The sequence below is a fragment of the Streptomyces sp. NBC_01352 genome (assembly GCF_036237295.1).
Lineage (GTDB): Bacteria > Actinomycetota > Actinomycetes > Streptomycetales > Streptomycetaceae > Streptomyces > Streptomyces plumbiresistens.
In genome coordinates this window covers 9,598,000-9,618,116 of the sequence record NZ_CP108354.1, presented here as the reverse complement: position 1 = coordinate 9,618,116, position 20,117 = coordinate 9,598,000, and the positions used below count along the sequence as shown (strand labels likewise).

Annotated in this window: 13 protein-coding genes; 6 read left to right on the top strand and 7 right to left on the bottom strand. The window is 71.5% G+C overall.

Translation table 11 applies throughout. The features are described from left to right. Nucleotides 1–62: 62 nt before the first annotated feature. The 4 genes from OG252_RS44080 to OG252_RS44065 all read right to left on the bottom strand — a co-directional run bounded on the left by OG252_RS44080 (nucleotide 63) and on the right by OG252_RS44065 (nucleotide 5,040). Nucleotides 63–704, bottom strand: a complete 642-nt coding sequence (locus tag OG252_RS44080; protein WP_329343284.1) for a Rid family hydrolase — start codon at nucleotides 702–704, stop codon at nucleotides 63–65. Next, on the bottom strand, nucleotides 701–2,314 hold the full coding sequence (locus tag OG252_RS44075; protein ID WP_329343282.1) for a flavin monoamine oxidase family protein: 1,614 nt from the start codon (nucleotides 2,312–2,314) through the stop codon (nucleotides 701–703). Before OG252_RS44075 ends, OG252_RS44080 begins: the two co-directional genes overlap by 4 nt. Nucleotides 2,315–2,491: 177 nt before the next feature. Then, nucleotides 2,492–3,763 carry a HupE/UreJ family protein gene (locus OG252_RS44070; RefSeq protein WP_329343280.1) on the bottom strand — a complete coding sequence of 424 codons (1,272 nt, stop codon included), beginning with the start codon at nucleotides 3,761–3,763 and terminating at the stop codon, nucleotides 2,492–2,494. Between the two features lie 20 nt (nucleotides 3,764–3,783). Next, on the bottom strand, nucleotides 3,784–5,040 hold the full coding sequence (locus OG252_RS44065; protein WP_329343278.1) for a DUF3500 domain-containing protein: 1,257 nt from the start codon (nucleotides 5,038–5,040) through the stop codon (nucleotides 3,784–3,786). A 126-nt stretch (nucleotides 5,041–5,166) separates the two neighbouring features. Here OG252_RS44065 and OG252_RS44060 point away from each other — a divergent pair, with 126 nt between their 5' ends. The 3 genes from OG252_RS44060 (at nucleotide 5,167) to OG252_RS44050 (ending at nucleotide 9,644) form a co-directional block, all read left to right on the top strand. Next, complete coding sequence (locus OG252_RS44060; protein WP_329343276.1) at nucleotides 5,167–5,883, top strand: response regulator transcription factor; 717 nt, start codon at nucleotides 5,167–5,169, stop codon at nucleotides 5,881–5,883. Continuing rightward, on the top strand, nucleotides 5,880–7,328 hold the full coding sequence (locus OG252_RS44055) for a sensor histidine kinase (RefSeq protein ID WP_266444755.1): 1,449 nt from the start codon (nucleotides 5,880–5,882) through the stop codon (nucleotides 7,326–7,328). Before OG252_RS44060 ends, OG252_RS44055 begins: the two co-directional genes overlap by 4 nt. Nucleotides 7,329–7,484: 156 nt before the next feature. Further along, on the top strand, nucleotides 7,485–9,644 hold the full coding sequence (locus tag OG252_RS44050; protein WP_266444753.1) for a serine/threonine-protein kinase: 2,160 nt from the start codon (nucleotides 7,485–7,487) through the stop codon (nucleotides 9,642–9,644). A gap of 113 nt (nucleotides 9,645–9,757) precedes the next feature. On the opposite strand, the gene OG252_RS44045 is transcribed toward OG252_RS44050, so the two are convergent. Beyond that, entirely contained in the window at nucleotides 9,758–10,429 is a 672-nt protein-coding gene (locus OG252_RS44045) for a lytic polysaccharide monooxygenase auxiliary activity family 9 protein (RefSeq protein ID WP_266444750.1), read from the bottom strand. Nucleotides 10,430–10,684: 255 nt separating this feature from the next. Between OG252_RS44045 and OG252_RS44040 the strand changes: the two genes are divergently transcribed. Beyond that, complete coding sequence (locus tag OG252_RS44040; protein WP_266444745.1) at nucleotides 10,685–11,704, top strand: LacI family DNA-binding transcriptional regulator; 1,020 nt, start codon at nucleotides 10,685–10,687, stop codon at nucleotides 11,702–11,704. Between the two features lie 20 nt (nucleotides 11,705–11,724). Here the strand turns inward: OG252_RS44040 and OG252_RS44035 are convergent, their stop codons facing one another. Continuing rightward, nucleotides 11,725–15,687, bottom strand: a complete 3,963-nt coding sequence (locus OG252_RS44035; protein ID WP_329343270.1) for a glycosyl hydrolase — start codon at nucleotides 15,685–15,687, stop codon at nucleotides 11,725–11,727. Between the two features lie 264 nt (nucleotides 15,688–15,951). Here OG252_RS44035 and OG252_RS44030 point away from each other — a divergent pair, with 264 nt between their 5' ends. Next, nucleotides 15,952–17,250, top strand: coding sequence for an MFS transporter (locus OG252_RS44030; RefSeq protein ID WP_329343268.1), 1,299 nt, complete (start codon nucleotides 15,952–15,954; stop codon nucleotides 17,248–17,250). Nucleotides 17,251–17,282: 32 nt separating this feature from the next. Next, nucleotides 17,283–18,752 (top strand): L-fucose/L-arabinose isomerase family protein, encoded by a 1,470-nt coding sequence (locus OG252_RS44025; RefSeq protein ID WP_329343266.1) that lies wholly within the window; start codon nucleotides 17,283–17,285, stop codon nucleotides 18,750–18,752. Nucleotides 18,753–19,626: 874 nt separating this feature from the next. Here OG252_RS44025 and OG252_RS44020 read toward each other — a convergent pair. Further along, complete coding sequence (locus OG252_RS44020; protein ID WP_266444736.1) at nucleotides 19,627–20,058, bottom strand: helix-turn-helix domain-containing protein; 432 nt, start codon at nucleotides 20,056–20,058, stop codon at nucleotides 19,627–19,629. Nucleotides 20,059–20,117 lie beyond the last annotated feature (59 nt).

Below are 20,117 nucleotides of genomic sequence, written 5' to 3'. Positions count from 1 at the left end.
ACGTACGGGGCGGGGCCCGTTCGCGGACCCCGCCCCGGCACTTGTCCGCCGATCTTCACCCCTCAGCGCTTGCCGTACGTCGCGGTGACCTCGACCTCCACCAGCCAGCCCTTGACGGCCAGTGAGGCGACCTCCATCGTGGCCCGCGCCGGCCGGGCCTTGTTGGCGAGCAGCGGCGCCTTGGGAGCGGACGTGCCCATGGGTACGGGCACGACCTGATGTGTCGTCAGGTCGATGTTCGCGAAGAACTGCCGGTACGCGCGGTTCCAGCCCGCGTAGTCGGCCGTCTCGGCGCCGGGCGGCTTCATCAGGTAGCACTTCATCGTGATGACGGCGGCCGGGCTGAGGCCCGCGGCCTCCAGGTTGGTCTTGATGTTGCGCAGCACGACGAGCGCCTGCGCCTCGGTGATCGTGACGCCTGTGGCGCCCTCGGTGAGGGCCGGGTCGGTGTAGCGCTCCGGACTTCCGTCCGGTGCCGAGGGGTTGAGCGCGGAGGGCCCGAGACCGCTGCTCTGGTACCCGGCCACCTCCCCGCCGGTCGCCACGCCGTTCGCGATGGCCGGGTTGGACTGTCCGGAGGGCAGCATGACCCGCACTTCCCTCGGGCCGGGCCACCAGCCCCGGGCGTCGGCGAGCGCGGTGCCGCCCGTGAGGAGCGAGGCGGTCAGGACCGTACCGATGACAACCTTCGTGCGCCGGCTCATGCGGCCATCACCCTCTCGTGGATGTCGGTCACGACCTTGCGGGCCGAGGTGAACGCGCCGTGCTGCCAGGCGATGACATGGCTGAGCCAGTCCCCGGCGAAGTACACATGCCCGGCGGGCTGGTTGAGGAGCTTGTACTCCGGGCCGTCCTGCGAGGGCCAGCCCACCCAGCCGGCCTCGATGTGCGGAGTGCGGTGCCAGGCCACGCTGAAGGCGTGCTCCAGTTCGCTGCGGTACTTCTCGCCGTGGATCTTCACGCCGCGGCTCACCGCCCGCGCGACCCGCTCCTCGTGCGGCAGGGCGCTGTACGCGAGGGCGTTCGCACCGAAGTTGTAGTAGCCGATGAGGGTGCCGCGGCGGCCGAAGTGGCCGTAGGACGGGTACCAGATGGTGGCCAGGTCCGTGTCGGTGGGCGTGATCCCGCCGTAGATGTGCTCGTCGGTCTCCCACCAGCGGCTGCCGTACTCAAGGCCCACCTTGCCGACGGGTGTCACCGCCGGGTACTTCAGCGCGGCGGTGACGTTCGCGCCCAGGTTGTGCTTGATGCGGGCCATGACCATGGGCGGTACGGCCGCGACGACGAAGTCGGCGTACCGGGTGCGGGTACGGCCCCGGTCGTCCTTGTAGGTGACCTCGGCGCCGTCCGGGAGGTTCCTGACCTCCAGTGCCTCGGCGCCGTACGTGATCCGGTCCCGCCCGATGGCCTCGGCGAGGGCGTACGGGATGGCGTCCATGCCGCCCACCGGCTGGAACATGAGCATGGCCTGGTCGTAGCCGAACTCGAAGGAGAAGCGCTGCCCGACGCCGCTCGCGATGACGTCCGACATCGAGGGCACCGGCCCCAGCACCGTGCCGTCCTCGAAGGCGGCACCGGGCTCGACGGAGTAGCCGCGCCGGTCGCTGCCGGTGTAGGCGTAGCCGTCCGCCTTGCCCTTGATGGCGCCGAAGTTCTGCAGGAAGGCGATCAGCCGTTCCTTGTCGGCGGCGGTGAGCTGTGTGTCCAGGGCACCCTGGTCGGTGGCCTTGGCGAGCAGTTCGGAGACATAGCCGTAGACGTCGGCTTTCGCGGTGCGCCAGCGCATCGGCTGTCCCGCGAGCGCGGCGCTGTTCTCGTGGTAGATGTACGCGTTGGCGTTCTGGTTGGTGAACACCTCGACGGGGACGCCGAGTTCCCTGCAGTACTCGAGCGTGACGTGCGACTGAGGCAGCCGGGCGGGCCCGGCGTTCATGTACTGGCCCTTGGAGAACGACGCGGTCTGTTTGCGCCCGTCCAGATCGGTCAGCGAAGTGCCCCCGCGTACCGTCCAGTTGCGGCCGCCGGGCCGGTCCTTGGCCTCCAGGATCCGGCAGTCGTAGCCGGCCTTGCCGAGTTCGTAGGCGGTGGCCAGGCCGGCGATGCCGCCGCCGAGTATGAGGACCTTCTTCGCGCTCCGCCCGCTGAGAGCGAAGTCGCTCCCGCCGGGCGCCCGGTACTCCGCGGCCCGTACGTCCGGCACCGGCGCGAGGCCCAGTGCTCCCATCGCCGAGTAGAGCACTCCCGCGCCGCCCGCGACCCCGACGGAACGCAGGAAGTCACGCCGAGATGCCGTGGATCTCTCTGCAGCAGCCATCCACTCCTCCTCACCCGCGCCCGCGTGCCCGGACGCGACGTCCGATCAACCCGGTCACGTGGGGGGTGAGCAACTGATGAGACCGGAGGTGCGAAATGAGCCTCCGTCAGGAGTGTTACGGAGCAATACCGATGACGTATCCGTGACATGAGCATGCGAGTGGGGCGCAGGCCGGTGTCATCCGGCCCCGGCGGGTACGCGCCGGGGGGCCACGCCTCGGGCGACCGCGGCGAGTGCCGCGACGGACGCGGCGACCAGCAGTGGGTGCCCGACCAGTGAGGTCTGGACGCCTTCGAAGGGGTCCGAGGAGGTCAGTCCCGCGCGTTCGAGCATCCACGACACCGAGAACAGCAGGCCGATGACGGCCACCGCGACACGGAACGCCGGGTACACGGCCGTACGGGCGAGGACGAGCAGCGAGGGCATCATCAGCGCGACGACCAGCAACTGGGTCAGCTCGATGCCCAGGTTGAAGCCCAGCAGCGTGGTCACGAGGGAGCCTCGGTCCAGCCCCAGTTCGCCGATGAGCGACGCGAACGCCAGTCCGTGGACGAGTCCGAAGCCACTGGCGATGAGGACCTCGCCGCGGGCCACCAGGGGACGTATCGCGTGGAGCGCGGACACCGCGATCGAGAAGGCGATCAGCGTCTCGACCGGCCGTGACGGTACGTGGATCACTCCGGCCGCCGCCAAGGCCAGCGTGAGCGAGTGGCCCACGGCGAACGCGGAGACGACATGTACGACGCGGACGATGCTGCGCCTCGCCGGCGCATCGCCCGCCCGCCACCGGCCGCCCGCCGCCACCAGCGGGGCCGGGATGAGCAGCATCAGGAGGAACAGCAGGTGGTCGGCGCCCTCGCCGACGTGCTCGATGCCCAGCCCGGCGGTGGCGGCGAAGCCCCGCAGCCACGAACCCTCCCCGGCGGGCACCTTCAGGCTCTTGTTGTTCCAGTCGACGACCCCGAGGGTCTCGGCATCGTCCGTCTTGAGGATGCCGCGGTCGAAGTCGTACCGGACGGTGACGATGACCCGGTGGGTGAGCAGTTCCTCGACGATGACGTCGTAGCGGAGGTCGAAGTCGGTGACCCGGCCGTCGGGCGGGCGGATCTCGAGCGGGTAGACGAGGTGCGCCACCGCGTCGATCGTGCGGACCGACGGCGTGCCGAGCGTGACCGTCCAGGACGTGCCGTCGTCGCCGGCGGTGACGTGCTCGGCGGTGTAGCGCTTCAGGAACGCCCGGTCGGCGCCGAGGACACTGGCCGGGGTGAGGTCGCGGTGCACGGCGACGGCCAGCCGGTCGATGGGCAGTTGCACCTCCCCCTCGACCCGGTCGTCCTGGACGTCGAGGAGGACGGCGGAGGTGCTCATGGGGTGGGCGCCGGCCGGCGACGCGAGGCCGCCGACCAGCAGGAACACCGCGATGCAGAGTGCGGGGAGAAGACGGCGCACGGTGATGGTTCCTCGCCCCGTCATTCCCAGCCGTAGTCGGCGGTCTCGTCCCGGAAGATCGTGTGCTGGTGGATCTCGTCGGTGGAGGCACCGGGCTGGTTGGAGAACTCGATCCAGGCGGACGGCCCGTCGAGACGGACGTATGTCTGGGAGTTGTCGAGGGTCGTCCCGCCGCTCCAGCCGATGTACGTCGCGTCGTACTCGGAGACGTACTTGGCCAGCATCCGCGCCGCGGCCTTCTCGTCCAGGTCGTCGACCCAGGCCTTGATCATCGCGGTCACCTTGGCCTGTTGCTTCTTGGTGAGGCTGCTGACCAGGACGCCCTCCGGCTCCTCCGGGAAGGGACCGTCGTTGCCCGGGCCCAGGTACAGGTCGTCGAAGCTGCCGTCGATCTCGGCCGCGGCCAGCTCGTCGGCGGTGAGGGACTGGATGGCGCCGATGGTTGCCGTCCGCTTGTCCGCCAGCGGGGCGTAGTACAGGTCCTCCCAGTTGAACTCCATCGGCTCGACCGCGGTCAGCGTCGGCGACATGGTCACGCTGCTTCCGGCGTAGGTGATGTTGTACGCCGCGTGGTGGCCGCCGTACTGGACCGTGAACTCGCCGGTCTTGCTGGGCGTCCCGAAGAAGGAGATGTAGTACCACTCCGAGCCGAAGTTGGCGCCACCACCGCCGCCTCCGCCACCGCCACCGCCGGGCCCGCCGGTGGGCGTGCCGCTCGGCGTACCGGTGGGCGTGCCGCTCGGGACCGCGGTCGGCGTGGCCGTGGCCGTACCGCCGGAGTCCGTCAGCGAGGCGAGGTAGTCGTCCGCCTTGCGGATCTCGACGAGTTCCTCGTAACCCTTCTTGCTGAGCGCGGCCTCCATGACCTTCAGGGCCGCGGCCTCCTGCTCGTCGGTGAGGTCACCGAGCTTGAGGCCGTTGCGTTCCACGACCGGCGTCGGGAAGTTCGACCAGCCGGTCTTCTTGGCGGCGTCGTCGAAGTCGTAGAGGACGGTGTCCTTCTGCTCGTCGGACAGTGTCGCCAGGAAGGCGTTGGCGGCGGCCACCACCTGGGCGGTGTTCGCCCCGCCCGCACCGGTGCGGGTCGCGGACGCCGGAATCGCCTTCCGGGTCGTCAGCTCCGCCGACGAGGACGCCGAGTCGGTGGTGGCGCAGCCGGCGACGCCGAGACCGAGGCACGTGGCGAGCGCCACGGCACGGCGGACGAGCGCCTGCCTGTGCCCTAGGGGGCGCGACGGGGATCCGGGCTCGGCGGTGGGGGTGCTGAGGGCTGACATGGGACTCCTGTGGGGGCGAGCGGTGAGTACGGCCCTCATGCTGGGCGAGCGATCTCAGAGCTCGGCGGGAGCCGGTCCGGAATTCGATGAGAAGAAGCTTTCAGAAGGGTGTGCCATCATGCCGGGATGTCCGATCGTGTCCTCATCGCCGACGACGATCGTGCGGTCCGCGAATCCCTCGCACGCGCCCTGGAGTTGGAGGGGTACGACGTCGTCACCGCCGTCGACGGGGTCGACACGCTGACCCGGGCCCGCCGGGAGTCCTTCAGCGCGCTGGTCGTCGACGTGATGATGCCCCACGTCGACGGCATGGCCGTGTGCCGCGTGCTGCGGGCCGACGGTGACCGCACACCGGTGCTGATGCTCACCGCGCGGGCCGAAGTCCCCGACCGGGCCGCCGGCCTGGACGCCGGCGCCGACGACTACCTCCCCAAACCCTTCGAGGTGCCCGAACTGCTCGCACGCCTGCGGGCGTTGCTGCGCCGGGCCGCACTCGTGCCCGGGCCCGCACCGGAGACCGAGGCACCGGACAGCACCGGTGCCGTGCTGCGCACGGGGTCGCTGCGCATCGCCCCGGGCGCCCGGCGGGCCTGGTGGGGGGAGAGTGAACTGCGGCTCACCAAGACGGAGTTCGAGCTGCTGGAGCTGCTGGTCCGCAACGAGGGACTCGTGCTGGACCACACGACGCTCTACCGACAGGTCTGGGGCTCCGACGTGTGCGTGGACGCCAAGAACCTCGCGGGCTACATCGGCTATGTGCGGCGCAAACTCGCCGAGGCCGGAGCACCGCCCGAACTGATCCACACGGTGCGGGGCGTGGGCTACGCGGTACGGCGGCCATGAGCCTGCGCTCGCGGTTCGCGCTGGCCTTCGCCGCCGTCGGCGCCGTGGTGGCGACGGTGGTCGGTGTGCTGAGCTACCAGGCCGCCTCCGACCGCGTCCTCGCGGAGACCGACCGGTCGCTGCGGTCGACGACCGTGGCCCTGGCGCGCGCCCAGGAACAGGAACTGGCCCTGGACGACGCGGTCGCCCGGGCCCCGGACCTCTATCCCGGGCCGGATCTGCCCGGCCCGGGCGACGAGGAGGAACCCCGGCCGATCCTGCAGGCCGTGTCCCGTGACGGCACCCCCACCCCGCTCGGCGGCCCGCCGGTGCCCTTGCCGGTGTCCGACAGCACGCGCCGCCTGGCCGCCTCCGGCGAGGCCGGGCAGTCGGACACCGCCGAGATCGTCGTGGACGGCCGCACCTACCGCCGGCTGACCACCGCGCTGGGCGGGGACCGCGGGGCGTTGCAGGTCGCCGTCCGGGTCGACCAGACCCACCATGTGCTGGGCGGCATGGCCCGGGAGATCGCCGCGGTCAGCGGCGCGGTCGTGCTCGTCGTGGCGGGTGCGGGGCGTCTGCTCGCGGGGCGCATCACCCGGCGCCTGGCCCGGCTGACCGACGTCGCCGAGAAGGTGAGCGCCGACGGGCGAGTCGCCTCTGACGGTGCCGGCCTGGTGGGCGGGCGCGACGAAGTGGGGCGACTGTCCGCGTCGTTCAGCCGGATGCTCGCCCGCATCGTCGCCGCCCGCGAGGCCCAGGAGAGGCTGGTCCACGACGTCGCCCATGAGCTGCGCACCCCCCTCACCAGCCTGCTCACCAACGCCACCGTGTTGCGCCGCGCCCCCGAGCTGTCCCCGGACGCCCGCGACCGGCTCCTCGACGACGTCGAGGGCGAGACCCGAGCGCTCGGTCACCTGGTCGACGAGCTCGTCGAGCTGGCCCTGGACCGTGGCCGTCAGGAGGCCGAGGAACCCGTGGAGCTGACCGAGGTGGCCCGGCGGGCGGCGCGGCGCGTGTACCGGCGTACCGGCCGCCTGGTCCATGTCGACGCCGACGGTTCCGTGGTCCACGGCCGCCCGCAGGGGCTCGAACGCGCCCTGGGCAACCTGCTGGAGAACGCCGCCAAGTTCGACCCCGACGGCGAGGAGCCCATCGAGGTGCGTGTCCACCGGGGCCGGGTCACCGTCTCGGACCGCGGGCCGGGCATCGACGCCGACGACCTCACCCGCGTCTTCGACCGCTTCTACCGGGCCGACACCGCCCGCGGCCTGCCCGGGTCCGGACTCGGCCTCGCCATCGTCCGCGACGTCGCCGAGACGCACGGCGGCACCGTGTTCGCGGCTGCCCGAACCGGCGGCGGGACCGCGATCGGCTTCACCGTGGACGCCTCGCGCCTGCTGCCCGGCGCCGACGCCGATCCGGCCTCCGGCTCGACAGCCTGCGCCGGCCGGCACGACGGCTGACTGACGGCTGACCGACGGCCGGAACCAGGTCGACGCCGGGTGCCCGCGCCGGTTGTTCACCAGAAGGGCCCGGAGACCGGGCACTAGAGTGAGCGGTCCCTGTCAGAAGCGTCCGGATCGGAACCGTCCCGGCCACGAGTGGGTGAAGGAGACACGGTGACTCTGCGCGAGGACGATCCGCGGTCCGTCGGCGGTTACCGGATCGAATCGCGGATCGGGACCGGCGGCATGGGCGTCGTCTACCTCGGCAGATCGGCGTCGGGGCGGGCCGTCGCAGTCAAGGTCGTGCACACCAAATATGCCGACAACGCCGAGTTCCGGGCCAGGTTCCGACAGGAGATCGCGGCCGCGCGCCGGGTCAGCGGTGCGTTCACCGCACCGGTCGTGGACGCCGACCCGGATGCGGAACGGCCGTGGATGGCCACCGCGTTCGTCCCGGGCCGCACGCTCGCCGAGCGGGTCGACGAGGCGGGTCCGCTGGCCTGGCACGCGCTGCGCCGTCTCGGCACCGAACTCGCCGAGGCGCTGCGGGAGATCCACCGGGCCGAGGTCGTGCACCGGGACCTCAAGCCGAGCAATGTGCTCCTGGTGGAGGGCGAGGGCGACGACGGGGCGGTACGCGTCATCGACTTCGGCATCTCGCGCGCGGCCAGCAGTGACGTCCGTACCCAGACGGGCATGGTGATGGGCTCGCCGCCGTTCATGGCACCGGAGCAGTTCAGCCGCCCCCGCGAGGTCGGCCCCGCCGTGGATGTCTTCTCGCTGGGCGCGGTCCTGGTGTACGCGGCCACCGGGCACAGCCCCTTCGAGGCGGAGAACGCCTATCTCGCCGCGTACAACACCGTGCACAGCGAGGCCGAGCTGGGTGACCTGCCCGAGCCGCTGCGCCCGTTGGTGTCGGCTTGTCTGGCGAAGGAGCCGGAGAACCGGCCGACGTCGAGCGAGGTGCTGGACGCGCTGGCCGGGCTGCCGGAGGAGCTGTCCGACGAGGAGGGCCGTGCGGAGTCGTCCCGGATCCCGGTGACCACGCTGTCGGGACACGCGACCCTGCCGTCCCCGGGCGACGGGCCGACCGGACAGAAGCCCCGTAGGAAAAGGCTGTGGACCGGCCTCGTCGGCGCGGCCCTCCTCGGCGTGGTCGTGGTGGCTTCGGTCGCCGTGGTGGCCGACGACCCGGCGAGCACGGTCGACGAGGCCGGCCAGGCCGGCCCGCAGGCGACGCCCAATGGTTCGGCACCGCCCGGCTGGAAGCCGTGGCACAGAACGCTGGCACCGGACGAGGACGAGCCGATGGCCCTCGGCCCGGCGTGCACACCTGACCCGCTCGGCGTCTTCTGCTCCTCCTCACAGGTCGCCCTGACGCGGCTGAGCCCCGCGACCGGCCGGGTGGACTGGACGAAGCCCATGAGCCAGAAGGAGGTCAGCAGTTTCTCGCTGCGCGAGCCCGTCGTCCATGACGGTGTGGTGTTCGTCGGCAGCGCGGACCGCTCCGCGGGAGTGGACGCCTTCGACGGCAGGACCGGGAAGCGGCTGTGGCATCTGGACGGTCCGGTGGGCGGGTTCGAGTCACTGAGCGGGGTGCTGGTCGTACGACTGGACGAGCTCGGGCCTTCCGAGACCGCGCGCTATGCGGCGTACGAGCCGGGCACGGGTGAAGAACTGTGGCGCCGCGAACTGACCTCCACCTCGTCCAGCCCCTTCTACGCGGGCCCCAAGGACACCCTCTACGCGGATCAGCGCGGCGGCTCCGGCGGAATCGCCCGTCTCGACGCACGCACCGGCAAGACGCTGGGCAGTGTCGAGGCGCCGGAGGGCGATCTGTGGCTGGCCACGGTGCACGACGACACGGCGTACTACGCGCGGTGGGAGGACGGCACCGGGGTCTCCGCCGCCTTCTTCGTCCAGGACCTCGGCAGTGGGAAGACCCGCCGCGTCGACTTCCCCTGGAGTGTCGAGCCGGAAGCGCCGCCGCTGGTGCACGGCGACACCATGTACCTCTTCGACTACGGCAACGAGACCCTGCTCGCCCTGGACCTGAAACGCGGGAAGCCGCTGTGGACCAGCTCGCGCGAGCTGCGCGTCTTCAGCGAACCGGCCTATCACCAGGGCCGGTTGTACGTCATGATGCCGGACACCAGCATCCTGGCCCTCGATCCGCGCACCGGCAAGGAGATCGGGCGCACCGCCCCGTCCTTCGACACGGAGGGCCGGTCGTTCGAGGAACTGACCCCGAGTTCGGTGCCGCCGCTGCTGGCGGGCGGCGTGCTGTACGGGGTCACCGGGCCGGGGATCTTCTCGGTGGCCGACGTTTCCTGATCGGCGAGGCCGGCGAGGGCGGCTAGGCCGGCGGGCGGAGCGGGCACCCCGCCGGACGCGGCCCAGTCCGGCGGGGTCCGATGGGTCACAGGCTCTCAAGGGCATCCGCCGGCTCAGCGGAAGTTCACGTCGCTGCACAGGAAGTACGTCTGGTCCATGTGCGATGCCTGCCAGATCGTGTAGACGACGTGGCGGCCGCTGAGCCCCGACGTGCTCACGTCGATCGAGTAGTTCTGGCTGGGGCCGTAGCTGCCGGTCCTGGTGACCAGTTGGAGGTCGTCCCAGGTCAGTGGTTCGGTGGTGGGGTCGAAGCCCTGGCGTGTGACGTAGACCAGGAAGTAGTCCGCGCCGTGGCTGGCCTGGTCGTACAGCTGCAGGGTGAAGTTGCCGGTGACGTCCGTCGTCTTCCAGGGACCCACGGCGTCCAGGGAGTTGTAACGGCCGCCCTCGGTCCGGCCGCCGCTGCACAGTTGCCCGTCGGGGACGACCGCTTCGAAGTCACCGGCGGAGCCGTTGCGGTAGAGGCCGTTCCAGTTCCACATGGCGTTGGGGTTGTCCTGCCACGCCTGCCAGCACATGGGGTCTTCCTGTGCCATGGCCGGGTTCTGGAAGTCGGATCCCCAGCGGAGCCAGCAGCCGTAGTTGCGGGATGCCGGGTCGACGACCGAACCGTGGGCGGCGGCGGTGCCGCTCCAGGGGATCAGGCAGATCAGCAGCGCGGTGAGCGCGCTGAGGCCGAGCGTGAGACGAGATCGGGTTTGCTTGTCGCGATCATGCCAAGTCATGGTTTTCTGTTCTCCTGCTTTCCCGAGTGGGGTCGGTTCAGGTGTGAGCGGGGGCCGTGGGAGCGCTCCCGCACCGTCCAACTTGGGCCTCGGGAAACAGGGCTGCAACATTCGTTTGCGCCACTTTCGAGACGCGTCGGCCTGTCAAGACCGTGTTCCCGGTGACGTAAAACGTTCCAGTCGCCCTCGGGGTAGACTTGCCGTCGCCCATGAGGACCACGTCGTGCCTGGTCGCGCGACTGCAACAGCAGGGGGGTGGACACCATTTCGGTTCGCCCCGCCCGCATTCAGGACGTCGCGGCCGCCGCCGGGGTCTCGGTCTCCACGGTGTCGAATGTCCTGAACCGGCCCGAGCGCGTCAACGCCCTCACCGCCGAGCGGGTCCGCGACGCGGTCGCCGCACTCGACTACGTCCCCCATCCGGGAGCCGCCGGTCTGCGGACCGGGCACTCGTCCTCCATCGGCCTGGTGCTGCCCGACGTGGCCAACTCCTTCTACTCGCGCATCGCACGGGGCGCCGCGGACGCGGCGTACGACCACGGTTACTCCCTCGTTCTCTGCGACAGCGGGGACGCACCGGAGCGGGAGCAGGGCTACTTCACCATGCTCGTCGAGCAACGAGCCGTCGGCGCCGTGGTGGTTCCGCTCGGCGCGGACCCCACCCGGCTCACGCGGCTGCGCGAGCGCGGCATCCCGCTGGTGCTGGCGGACCGTGCGATGCCCGCCCAGGACGGCTGTTCCGTCTCCGTCGACGACATCGCCGGCGGCCGTATCGCCGTGCAGCACCTCCTGGACTGCGGAGCGCGCGACCTCCTCGTCGTCAACGGTGAGCGCGGGATCCGGCAGTGCGCCGACCGGTACCAGGGCGCCCGGCAGGCCGTGCGCAGCCGACGTGCGGCACGGCTGGGTCAGGTCGTCGCCGAGGAGATGACGGTGGCGTACGGCATGGAGATCGCCCGCAAGCTCGACGACCTGCCCGACGGGGTCTTCTGCACCAACGACTTCCTCGCCGCGGGGCTGTGCCGCGGCCTGGGCGAGCGGGGCGTGAAGGTTCCCGAGGACGTGCAGGTGGTCGGTTACGGCGACCTCGACATCGCGAGCTTCGTGGGGACCACCCTGACGACGATCAGGCAGCCGGTCGAGGAGCTCGGCAGGGCGGCCGTCGAGATGCTGCTCGACGAGGTGGAGGCCCGCGCGGAACACGCCCACGAGACACGGGTGTTCGCGCCCGACCTCGTACTGCGGGAGTCCACCCGGGCGCCTTCCGCTCCCTGAACCCCGCGCTCCTCCGCCTCTCAGCCGGGCCCCGGGATCCGCAGCGTCACCGGCCCCAGCAGCCCCGCCGCGAGCTGGTGGGGGAAGGCCCAGGCGGTCGGTGTGGCCTCGGCGAGATACGGGGCCAGGGTGTTGTGGACGGTCGCGTCGATGCGGACGGTACGCCCGGCGGCGCCGCGGAGTTCGAAGCGGTACGGCGCACAGAACGCCTCGCCGACGCGCTCCCCGTCGAGGAGTACCGTGCCGCTGCCCCGCACCCGCCCCAGATCCAGTACCGGGTCCGGCCCGGCCGGCACCTCCAGTGACCGCGAGTACGTCACGCCGCCGCTCCAACCGCCCAGCCCCAACGAACGCCAGTCCCCCAGCGGCAGCGGCGCCGGTACGGTGTGCACGCGCACCGGTCCTCGCCAGGCGGAACCGCCCCGCAGCACGGCCGTGGGCGAGGTGGTGACCTCGAACTCCGTTGGCTGCCCAAGCGGTTGGTCCAGTGTCAGGACCGGCTTCTCGAGCGCCTCCCCCGGGCCGTTGCCCACCCGCACCGACGCGGGCAGCCCCAGCGGCAGGTCGACCGACACGGTGCCGGGCGGCACGGTGAAGCGGAAGCGCTGTGCGGTCTCCCGGACGTCGTCCGTGGACCGCAGCGGCAGTACGGCGGCACCCAACACCGGTGCGCCCGTGAGCCACTCGGTGTCCGGCAACGGATGCGGCCGTACCGCGGCGTAGCAGTGCTGCAACTCCCCCCAGCGGCCCTCGTGTTCGACGGTACGCCCCTGCCACCCACCGGTTTCGGCCTCCCAGCCGGCACCGCTGACCAACGCGGTCGCCCCGGCGCCCGCCACCAGGTCGACGAACACCGCCTCCCGTGCGGGCCCGCCGTCGGTGACCACCTCGAGTACGTGCTCGCCCGTCCCGAGGGTCAGTCGGTGGCGGAAGAACGTCGGGACCGCGCCCCAGTCGGACTCGTAGTACTCCGCCTTCTCCTGGCGGGCCACCACCGCGCCGTCGAGCAACACGGTGACGCCCGCCGCGGCGCCCACGACGAGGAGCGTCTCGGTGCCGTCGCGCGGGAGTCGCAGCCGTCCGCGGTAGGTCACGCCGCCGTCCGGGCGCACGCCGGCGGGCAGACACATGAACTGCGGGCGCGGCGCGAACCCGCCGGGACGGGACAGGCAGAAGTAGCTGCCCAACGGTGTGCCGGCGGCGCCCGCGATCAGCGACGGCCGGTCCTCGGCTTCCGACAGTTCGTACTCGAGCACGTTGCGGGGCCGTTCCACCTCCACCCGGGCGGACGCGAGGTAGCCGCTGCCCGTGTCCAGCCGCTCACCGTTCCACCACACCCGCTTGGCCGCCGCCGCGCCGATGTGCAGTTCGGCGGGTCCGCGGTGGTCCGTCTCCAGGACCGAGCGGACCCGGGCGACCGTTCCGCTCCCGGGCACGGGGACCCGTACGAACTCCTCGGGCACCAGCCCCTTGTTGCCGAGCAGCCCGTCCGGATCCGGGATCCCGCGGCTCGGCGAGTACAGCGAGACGCCCCAGCCCGCTTCCGGGGGTGCGAGGGGCAGCTCTCCGGTCAGTACCTGTTCGGCACGGGCGCTGTCCAACGGGTCGGGGGCCCGGTCGGCGGGCACCGGAGGCAGGACGCGCACCCGGTTGCCGTACGTCGCCCTCGTCTGCTCCCAGCCCGCGTCGGGCCCGTCGGTCTCCGTCCACCGCATGGTCCAGATCTGCGGCTCGTCGACGGACGCGCCCGCGGGCAGCGCCAGGTCGCCCCAGGTGTTGTCCATGGTCGGGGCCAGTCGGCCCGCCCAGCCGGTCGAGACGTCGATGGTCCGCGCCGGGCCCGGCGGTGGCGCGACCGTCCGGGTCGACGGGGTGCCTACGCGCCATACGACGAGGGCGGCGGGGGCGCCGTCCAGCGGCACCTCGATGGTCGAGACGCCGTCGGAGACGGTCACCTGCGCCGGATGCCGGGCGCCGGTCGCCGGGTTCCAGATCTCGGCCTCGGCGACCGGGGCATGCACGGTGACCGACGAACTGCGGGCGTAGCGAGCGGGGTCGACCTCGTGGTTGTCCCCGGGCGGATGGGTGCGGGCGTCCGGAAAGGCTCCCGTCACCAGGGCGACCGCCTCGTCGCCCTGCCTCCTGACGAGGAGCGGCACCTCGCCCGTCGCGTGTCCGGCGGCGTCGGCCACCGCCGCCGCGCCGGCCGCGGCGTCGCTCGCCCGCTCCAGCCGCGGATGGTCCAGCAGTGCCCTGACGACCAGGTCGTCACCGGCCAGGCCGGCCGCCGCCGCGGGCGGGCGGCCCACGACCACGACTCTTCCGCCGGCATCGAGGAGTTCCGTCAGCCGGCGCGCCGTCGCCTCCTCCAGGACGCTCGCCGAGGGCAGCAGAACCGCGGTGTACGCCAGGTCCCTGATGCGCAGCGTGCCGTCGGCCGCCTTGGCGCGCTGCACCGAGGCGTCGTCGATGACGTCGAAGGAGACGCCGTGCCGGTCCAGCGCGCCGATCCGCGGCCTCAGCCAGTTGTTGCTGCCGCACAGGTCCAGGTAGTGCCGCTGCGTCTCGTCGACGTCGGCGTGGCCGTCGCCGAGGCGGCCGTCGCCGAAGTGCTGGACGGGCACGTCCAGGGGGATGAGGGACTGCATGGTGGCGGTGGGGTGCAGGACGGCGACGTCGGCGCTGTAGGTGCCCCACGACATGATCGAGCAGATCCGGGCGACGGCCCGGGAGAACGCCGGGTACTCCTGCCAGTAGGGCTGACGCCAGTCGGTGGACGGCGGCGCCCACTCGAACCAGCCGCCCGCGGTGCCGAAGTAACTGGCGTGCGGGTTGTACAGGTTGGCGCCGCTGCGCAGGAACGGCAGCAGCCAGTCGTAGGTGTCCTCCAGGGTGCCGCCCCAGCCGGAGGAGTGGAACGCCTCGATCCAGACGCGCTGGTGGCCGTAGAGGTGGGCCATGGAGGAGTGCACCTTGGCGTCGCCGTGGTGGTCGCTGCCTGCGGCGCCGTACCAGCGGTGGGTGCGGAAGTAGTCGGTGTAGATCTGCGTCGACTGGGCGGGGAAGCCGGCGCGTGCGGGGTTGCTCTGGTCGGATCCGATGAGCATGCCGCGTTCGTCGTGCCAGGCGGCGAGCGGCCGGAAGAGTGCCTCTTCGGTCAGTTCGGTGCGGACGGCGTAGTAGTCGGCGCGGATCTTCGCCGTCCGGGCGGTGGCCGGGCCGAACAGGGCCGGCAGGTGGTCGAGCAGGTCGTAGCCGCGCCGGGCGCGGAACTCCTCGGGGAAGCGGTGGCTCCAGGAGTTCGTGCCGGGCAGTTCGTCCTGGAAGCTTCCCGCGATGACATTGCCCAGGTACTCGGGGACGCGGCGGTCGTACTCGTGGTGAACGGCGTCCAGCAGCAGGCCGACGGCGTGCTGGTCCAGATAGTCGAACGCCGTGGGGACGGCGACGACGAGCTGCACGTCCGTCCCGTCGGCGGCCGCGATACGGGCGGTCCCGGGACCGGAGTCCGTGGCCACGGGCAGGCGTCGTCCCGTCAGGTCGTACGCGCCCACCGGGCTTTCGGAGCTGTGCAGCGCGACCGTACCCGCCAGGACGGCGGCCCTGCGCAGGCGCAGCGCCCGGCCGGTGGCCTCCGGGTGTCGGCGGGTGACGCTGCCCTGGACGTTGGCGCCGGAGAAGCCGATCTGGTCGTAGAACCACAGGCGCATGCCGAGTTCACCGGCGATCCGGCAGGCGTCGGTGAAACGGGCCCACCACTCCTCGCCGAACCATGCCGGATCGTCGGTCCGGGCGCCGAAGGTGGGGCCGGCGGGCGCCAGATTGATCACCACGAGGTTGTGCACGCCGCCGTCCGCGAATCTGCGCATCTGCCATGCGAGGCGCTCGCGGGTGACCTTCGCGCCCGACCACCACCACAGCGGAGTGGGGCCGAAGTCGCGGGGCGGATCGTCGAACAACTGCTGCAGGACTGGGGAGATCACGGATGCGGTCCTCCGGCTGTGGCTGGGACGCTCTCACGGACCAAAAACGTTTTACACCGACTTCACCGTAGGACACCTGGGGACATGCCCACCAGATCCCGGACCGCGCGAAGGCTCCGTCCCTTGCCTCCCCCGATGCGTGCGCGCCCCCTTGTTGGAACGTTTTCGTAATCCTATAGTCACTGCGACCCGGCCCCCCAGCCGCGACGTCCCCCTCCGCTCGGCCCCTCCGCTCGGCCCCTCCCCAGACGACGGAGTCGCATCATGGCCCGAACCTCCGCTGCCCCGGACCACCCGAAACCGCCCATCCCCAAACGCCTCTGGAAGGTTGCGGCGCTGTCGGGCATGGCCTCGTACCTCGATGCCGCGCTCATCGTCAGCATCTCCGTCAACCTGGCCATCTACCGGGACAGTTACGACATGGGCGTGTGGATGGCGGGGGCGATCAGCGCGATCGTCACCGGCTGCATCGCCGTCGGCTCCCTGGTCGGCGGACGGCTCGCCGACATGTTCGGGCGCCGCCGTGTCTACAACCTGGACATCCTCTGCTACGCCCTCGGCGCCATCGTCATCACGCTGGCGCCGAACGACATCGTGCTCCTGGCCGGCGTGCTCGTCGCGGGGCTGGCGGCCGGTGCCGACCTGCCGACCTCGCTGGCCGTGGTCTCGGACGCCGCACCCGCCGACGGCCGGGCCCGTCTCGTGTCCTTCACCCAGGTCATGTGGGTGATGGGCATCGTCGTCGCCATCTTCCTCGGCTACGTCCTGTCGGACACCGGCATGACCGGGGCGCGGATCATCACCGGCCATCTGGCCGTCGCCGCGCTGCTCACCTGGCAGTTCCGCGCCCGTCTGCAACTGGCCGAGGAGCCGTCGGACGCCGCGGTGCAGGAGGAGGCGGCCGCGCTGGCAGCCCCGCGCGGCGTCGAGCTCAAGAACGTGTGGAACCGTGCCGCGTTGCTGCCGATGGCCGCGACCTTCGTCTACTACGTCACCTGGGGCATCGGCGCCAACACCATCGGCCAGTTCGGCACCTACCTGCTGGTCACGGTCAGCGGTGCCTCACAGAGCCTGGCCACCGGAATCAACCTGGTCTTCCTCCCCATCGCGCTGGTGCTGACCTTCTTCTTCGTCCGGATCGCCGACACCCCCTGGCGCGACCGGCTGTTCTACGTCTTCACCGTCGTCCAGGTCGTCGCCTTCTGCATCGCCTCGCTCACAGCCGGCGCCCTCGTCGGCATGCTCGTCTTCTTCGTGCTCTACCAGATCTCCAATCCCTTTGCGGGAGAGACCAGTTACAAGGTGTGGTCCCAGCTCACGCTGCCGCCGGACACCCGCGGCACCACGCAGGGCCTCACCTACGCCCTGTCACGGGGGGTCTTCGCGGGCGTCGCGTTCGTCACGCCCGCCTTGATGGAGTACAGCGCGTCCCTGCTGCTCTGGTCGATCACCCTCTGCATGGCGGCCTCGGGGGTCGCGGGCGTGTACATCGTCCGTGTCCTCATCCGGCGTTCCCCCGACACCGCCGCCGCCCCGGCGCGTCTGGGAGCGGCCCGGGCCTGACACCGCACCGGACCTCGGAAGGAACACCGCCCATGGCAACGACCGAACCCACGACCGTGACCGCGGACCGCGCCACCACTCTGCGCGAGGTGCTGCCCGCGGTGCCCCGCCGCCGTACCCGGATCGGACTGGTCGCGGGCGGCCTCGGCACCTACTGGCCGCAGTTCCCCGACCTCCTCCCGCAGTTGCGGGAATCGGCCCGGTACGTCACCGAGCGGCTGCGGCAGATGGACGCGGAGGTGACCGACGTCGGCTTCATCTCCGACGCCGAGGAAGGCGCGGTCGCCGCCGAGGAGCTCCGCCGGGCCGACTGCGACCTGATCGTGCTGTTCCTGACGACGTACCTGACCTCGTCGATGGTTCTCCCGATCGCCCGGCGCGCGCACACCCCCGTCCTGGTCATCGACCTCCAGCCCTCCGAACGGATGGACCACGCCTCCTTCGACACGGGCGCCTGGCTGGCGTACTGCGGCCAGTGCCCCGTGCCCGAGGTCGGCAATGTCTTCCGCCGCGCCGGCATCCCCTTCCGGTCGGTGTCGGGCTGGCTGCGCCAGGAGTCGGCCTGGCGGCGCATCGAGCAGTGGGTCCGGGCCGCGCACGTCCGCGCCGCGCTGCGGCACGCCCGGCACGGACTGATGGGGCATCTGTATCCCGGCATGCTCGACGTGTCGACCGACCTGACCCTGCTGCCGGCGACGTTCGGCTCGCACGTCGAGGTGCTGGAGTTCGACGACCTGCGGCACCGGGTGGAGAAGGTGACCGAGCAGGAGACCCGTGAACGCGTGGCGCTCGCCCGCCGGGTCTTCACCGTCGACGACAGCGTGGTGGACGAGGACTTCGCGTGGGGAGCGACCGTGTCGGTCGCGCTCGACCGGCTCGTGGCGGACTTCGGCCTCGACACCCTCGCGTACTACCACCGCGGGCTCGACGGCGAACTGCACGAGCGGCTCGGCGCCGGCATGATCCTGGGCGCCTCCCTGCTCACCGCCCGGGGCGTGCCCGCGGCCGGTGAGTACGAACTGCGCACGAGCGTCGCCCAGTTGGCCTCGCAGAGCATCGGAGCCGGCGGTTCCTTCACCGAGATCCAGGCGCTCGACTTCGAGGACGGCGTCGTGGAGATGGGCCACGACGGGCCTGCCCACCTCGCCGTCAGCGCCCGTGACCCGCTGCTGCGTGGCCTGGGTGTCTACCACGGCAAGCGCGGCTGGGGCGTCAGTGTGGAGTTCGACGTCCAGCACGGCCCCGTCACCCTCCTCGGCCTCGGCCAGGACGCCGACGGCAGCCTGTCGTTCATCACCTCCGAGGGCACCGTCGTCCCCGGCCCACTGCTGGAGATCGGCAACACCACCAGCCGCGTCGACTTCGGCCGTGATCCCGGCGAGTGGGTCGACGCGTGGAGCGCGACGGGCGTCGGCCATCACTGGTCCCTCTCGGTCGGCCACCACACCGCCGATTTCCGGGCCGCCGCGAGTCTGCTCGGCATCGACCACCGAGAGGTGTGACCATGACCGGAACGCGCCGCCGGTCACGGCTTCGGTCGGGGCCGCGGGTTGTGGTCGGGCGCGGGGTCCGTGGCCCGGGTCCGAGGCCCGGGTCCGACGCCCGGTCGTCCGGTTCACGGTGGCCGCGGAGTCCGCTTCCTCGCCCCTGCGGCAGCCTGCAACGCGGCCGCCCTGAGAACGCGGCGGAAAACCGGAACGTACCGCCGGTCACGACCTCACACGGCGCCGCGGGTCGTGGTCAGACGCAAGCGCCGCGCAGTCCACATCCTCGCCCCTGCAACAGCCCGCACCACGGCCGCCCAGAGAAGACGGCGGAACACCGGAACAAGCCACCGGTCACCACCTCGGACACGGCCGCGGGTCGTGGCCAGACGCACGGTCCCAGGCCCAGACGCCCCGTTCACGACCACCGCGCAGTCCACATCCCCGCCCCTGCAACAGCCCGCACCACGGCCGCCCAGAGAAGACGGCGGAACACCGGAACAAGCCACCGGTCACCACCTCGCACAGCGCCGCGGGTCGTCGTCAGACGCACGATCCCAGGCCCAGACGCCCCGTTCACGACCACCGCGCAGTCCACATCCCCGCCCCTGCAACAGCCCCCACCACGGCCGCCCAGAGAAGACGGCGGAACACCGGAACAAGCCACCGGTCACCACCTCGCACAGCGCCGCGGGTCGTCGTCAGACGCACGATCCCAGGCCCAGACGCCCCGTTCACGACCACCGCGCAGTCCACATCCCCGCCCCTGCAACAGCCCGCAACACGGCCGCCCAGAGAAGACGGCGGAACACCGGAACAAGCCACCGGTCACCACCTCGGACACGGCCGCGGGTCGTGGTCAGACGCACCGTCCCAGGCCCGCTCGCCCGGGTCACGATCGCCGCGGAGGCCGCCTCCTCGGCGCCGCGGCAGCACGCGACGCGGCGGCCTTGAGGAGGCGGCGGAAGGTGGAGCATTCCATGTGGCTCGGCGCGGGGCAGGCAGCGGCGTGCCGTAGGGAGTCGCGCAGAACGCCGAGTTCGCGGATCGTCCGGTCCAGCTCCTCCGCCTTGGCCGCGAGCACCTGCCGGTCGATGCGGGGCTGTCCGTCCGGCGCGAACATGCGCGCGATCTCGTCGAGCGAGAAACCGGCGGTGCGCCCTGCGCCGATCAGCGCCAGACGCTCCAGCACGCCGGGATCGTACTGACGGCGCAGGCCCCGCCTGCCGATCGAGGCGATCAGGCCCTTCTCCTCGTAGAAACGCAGCGTCGAGGCGGGAACCCCTGCGCGGTGCGCCACCTCGGCGATGTCCAGGTCTGTCATCCTCTTGACCTCAAGTCGACTTGAAGTAGGACGGTGTCATCCCCACCCCGGCAAGGCAA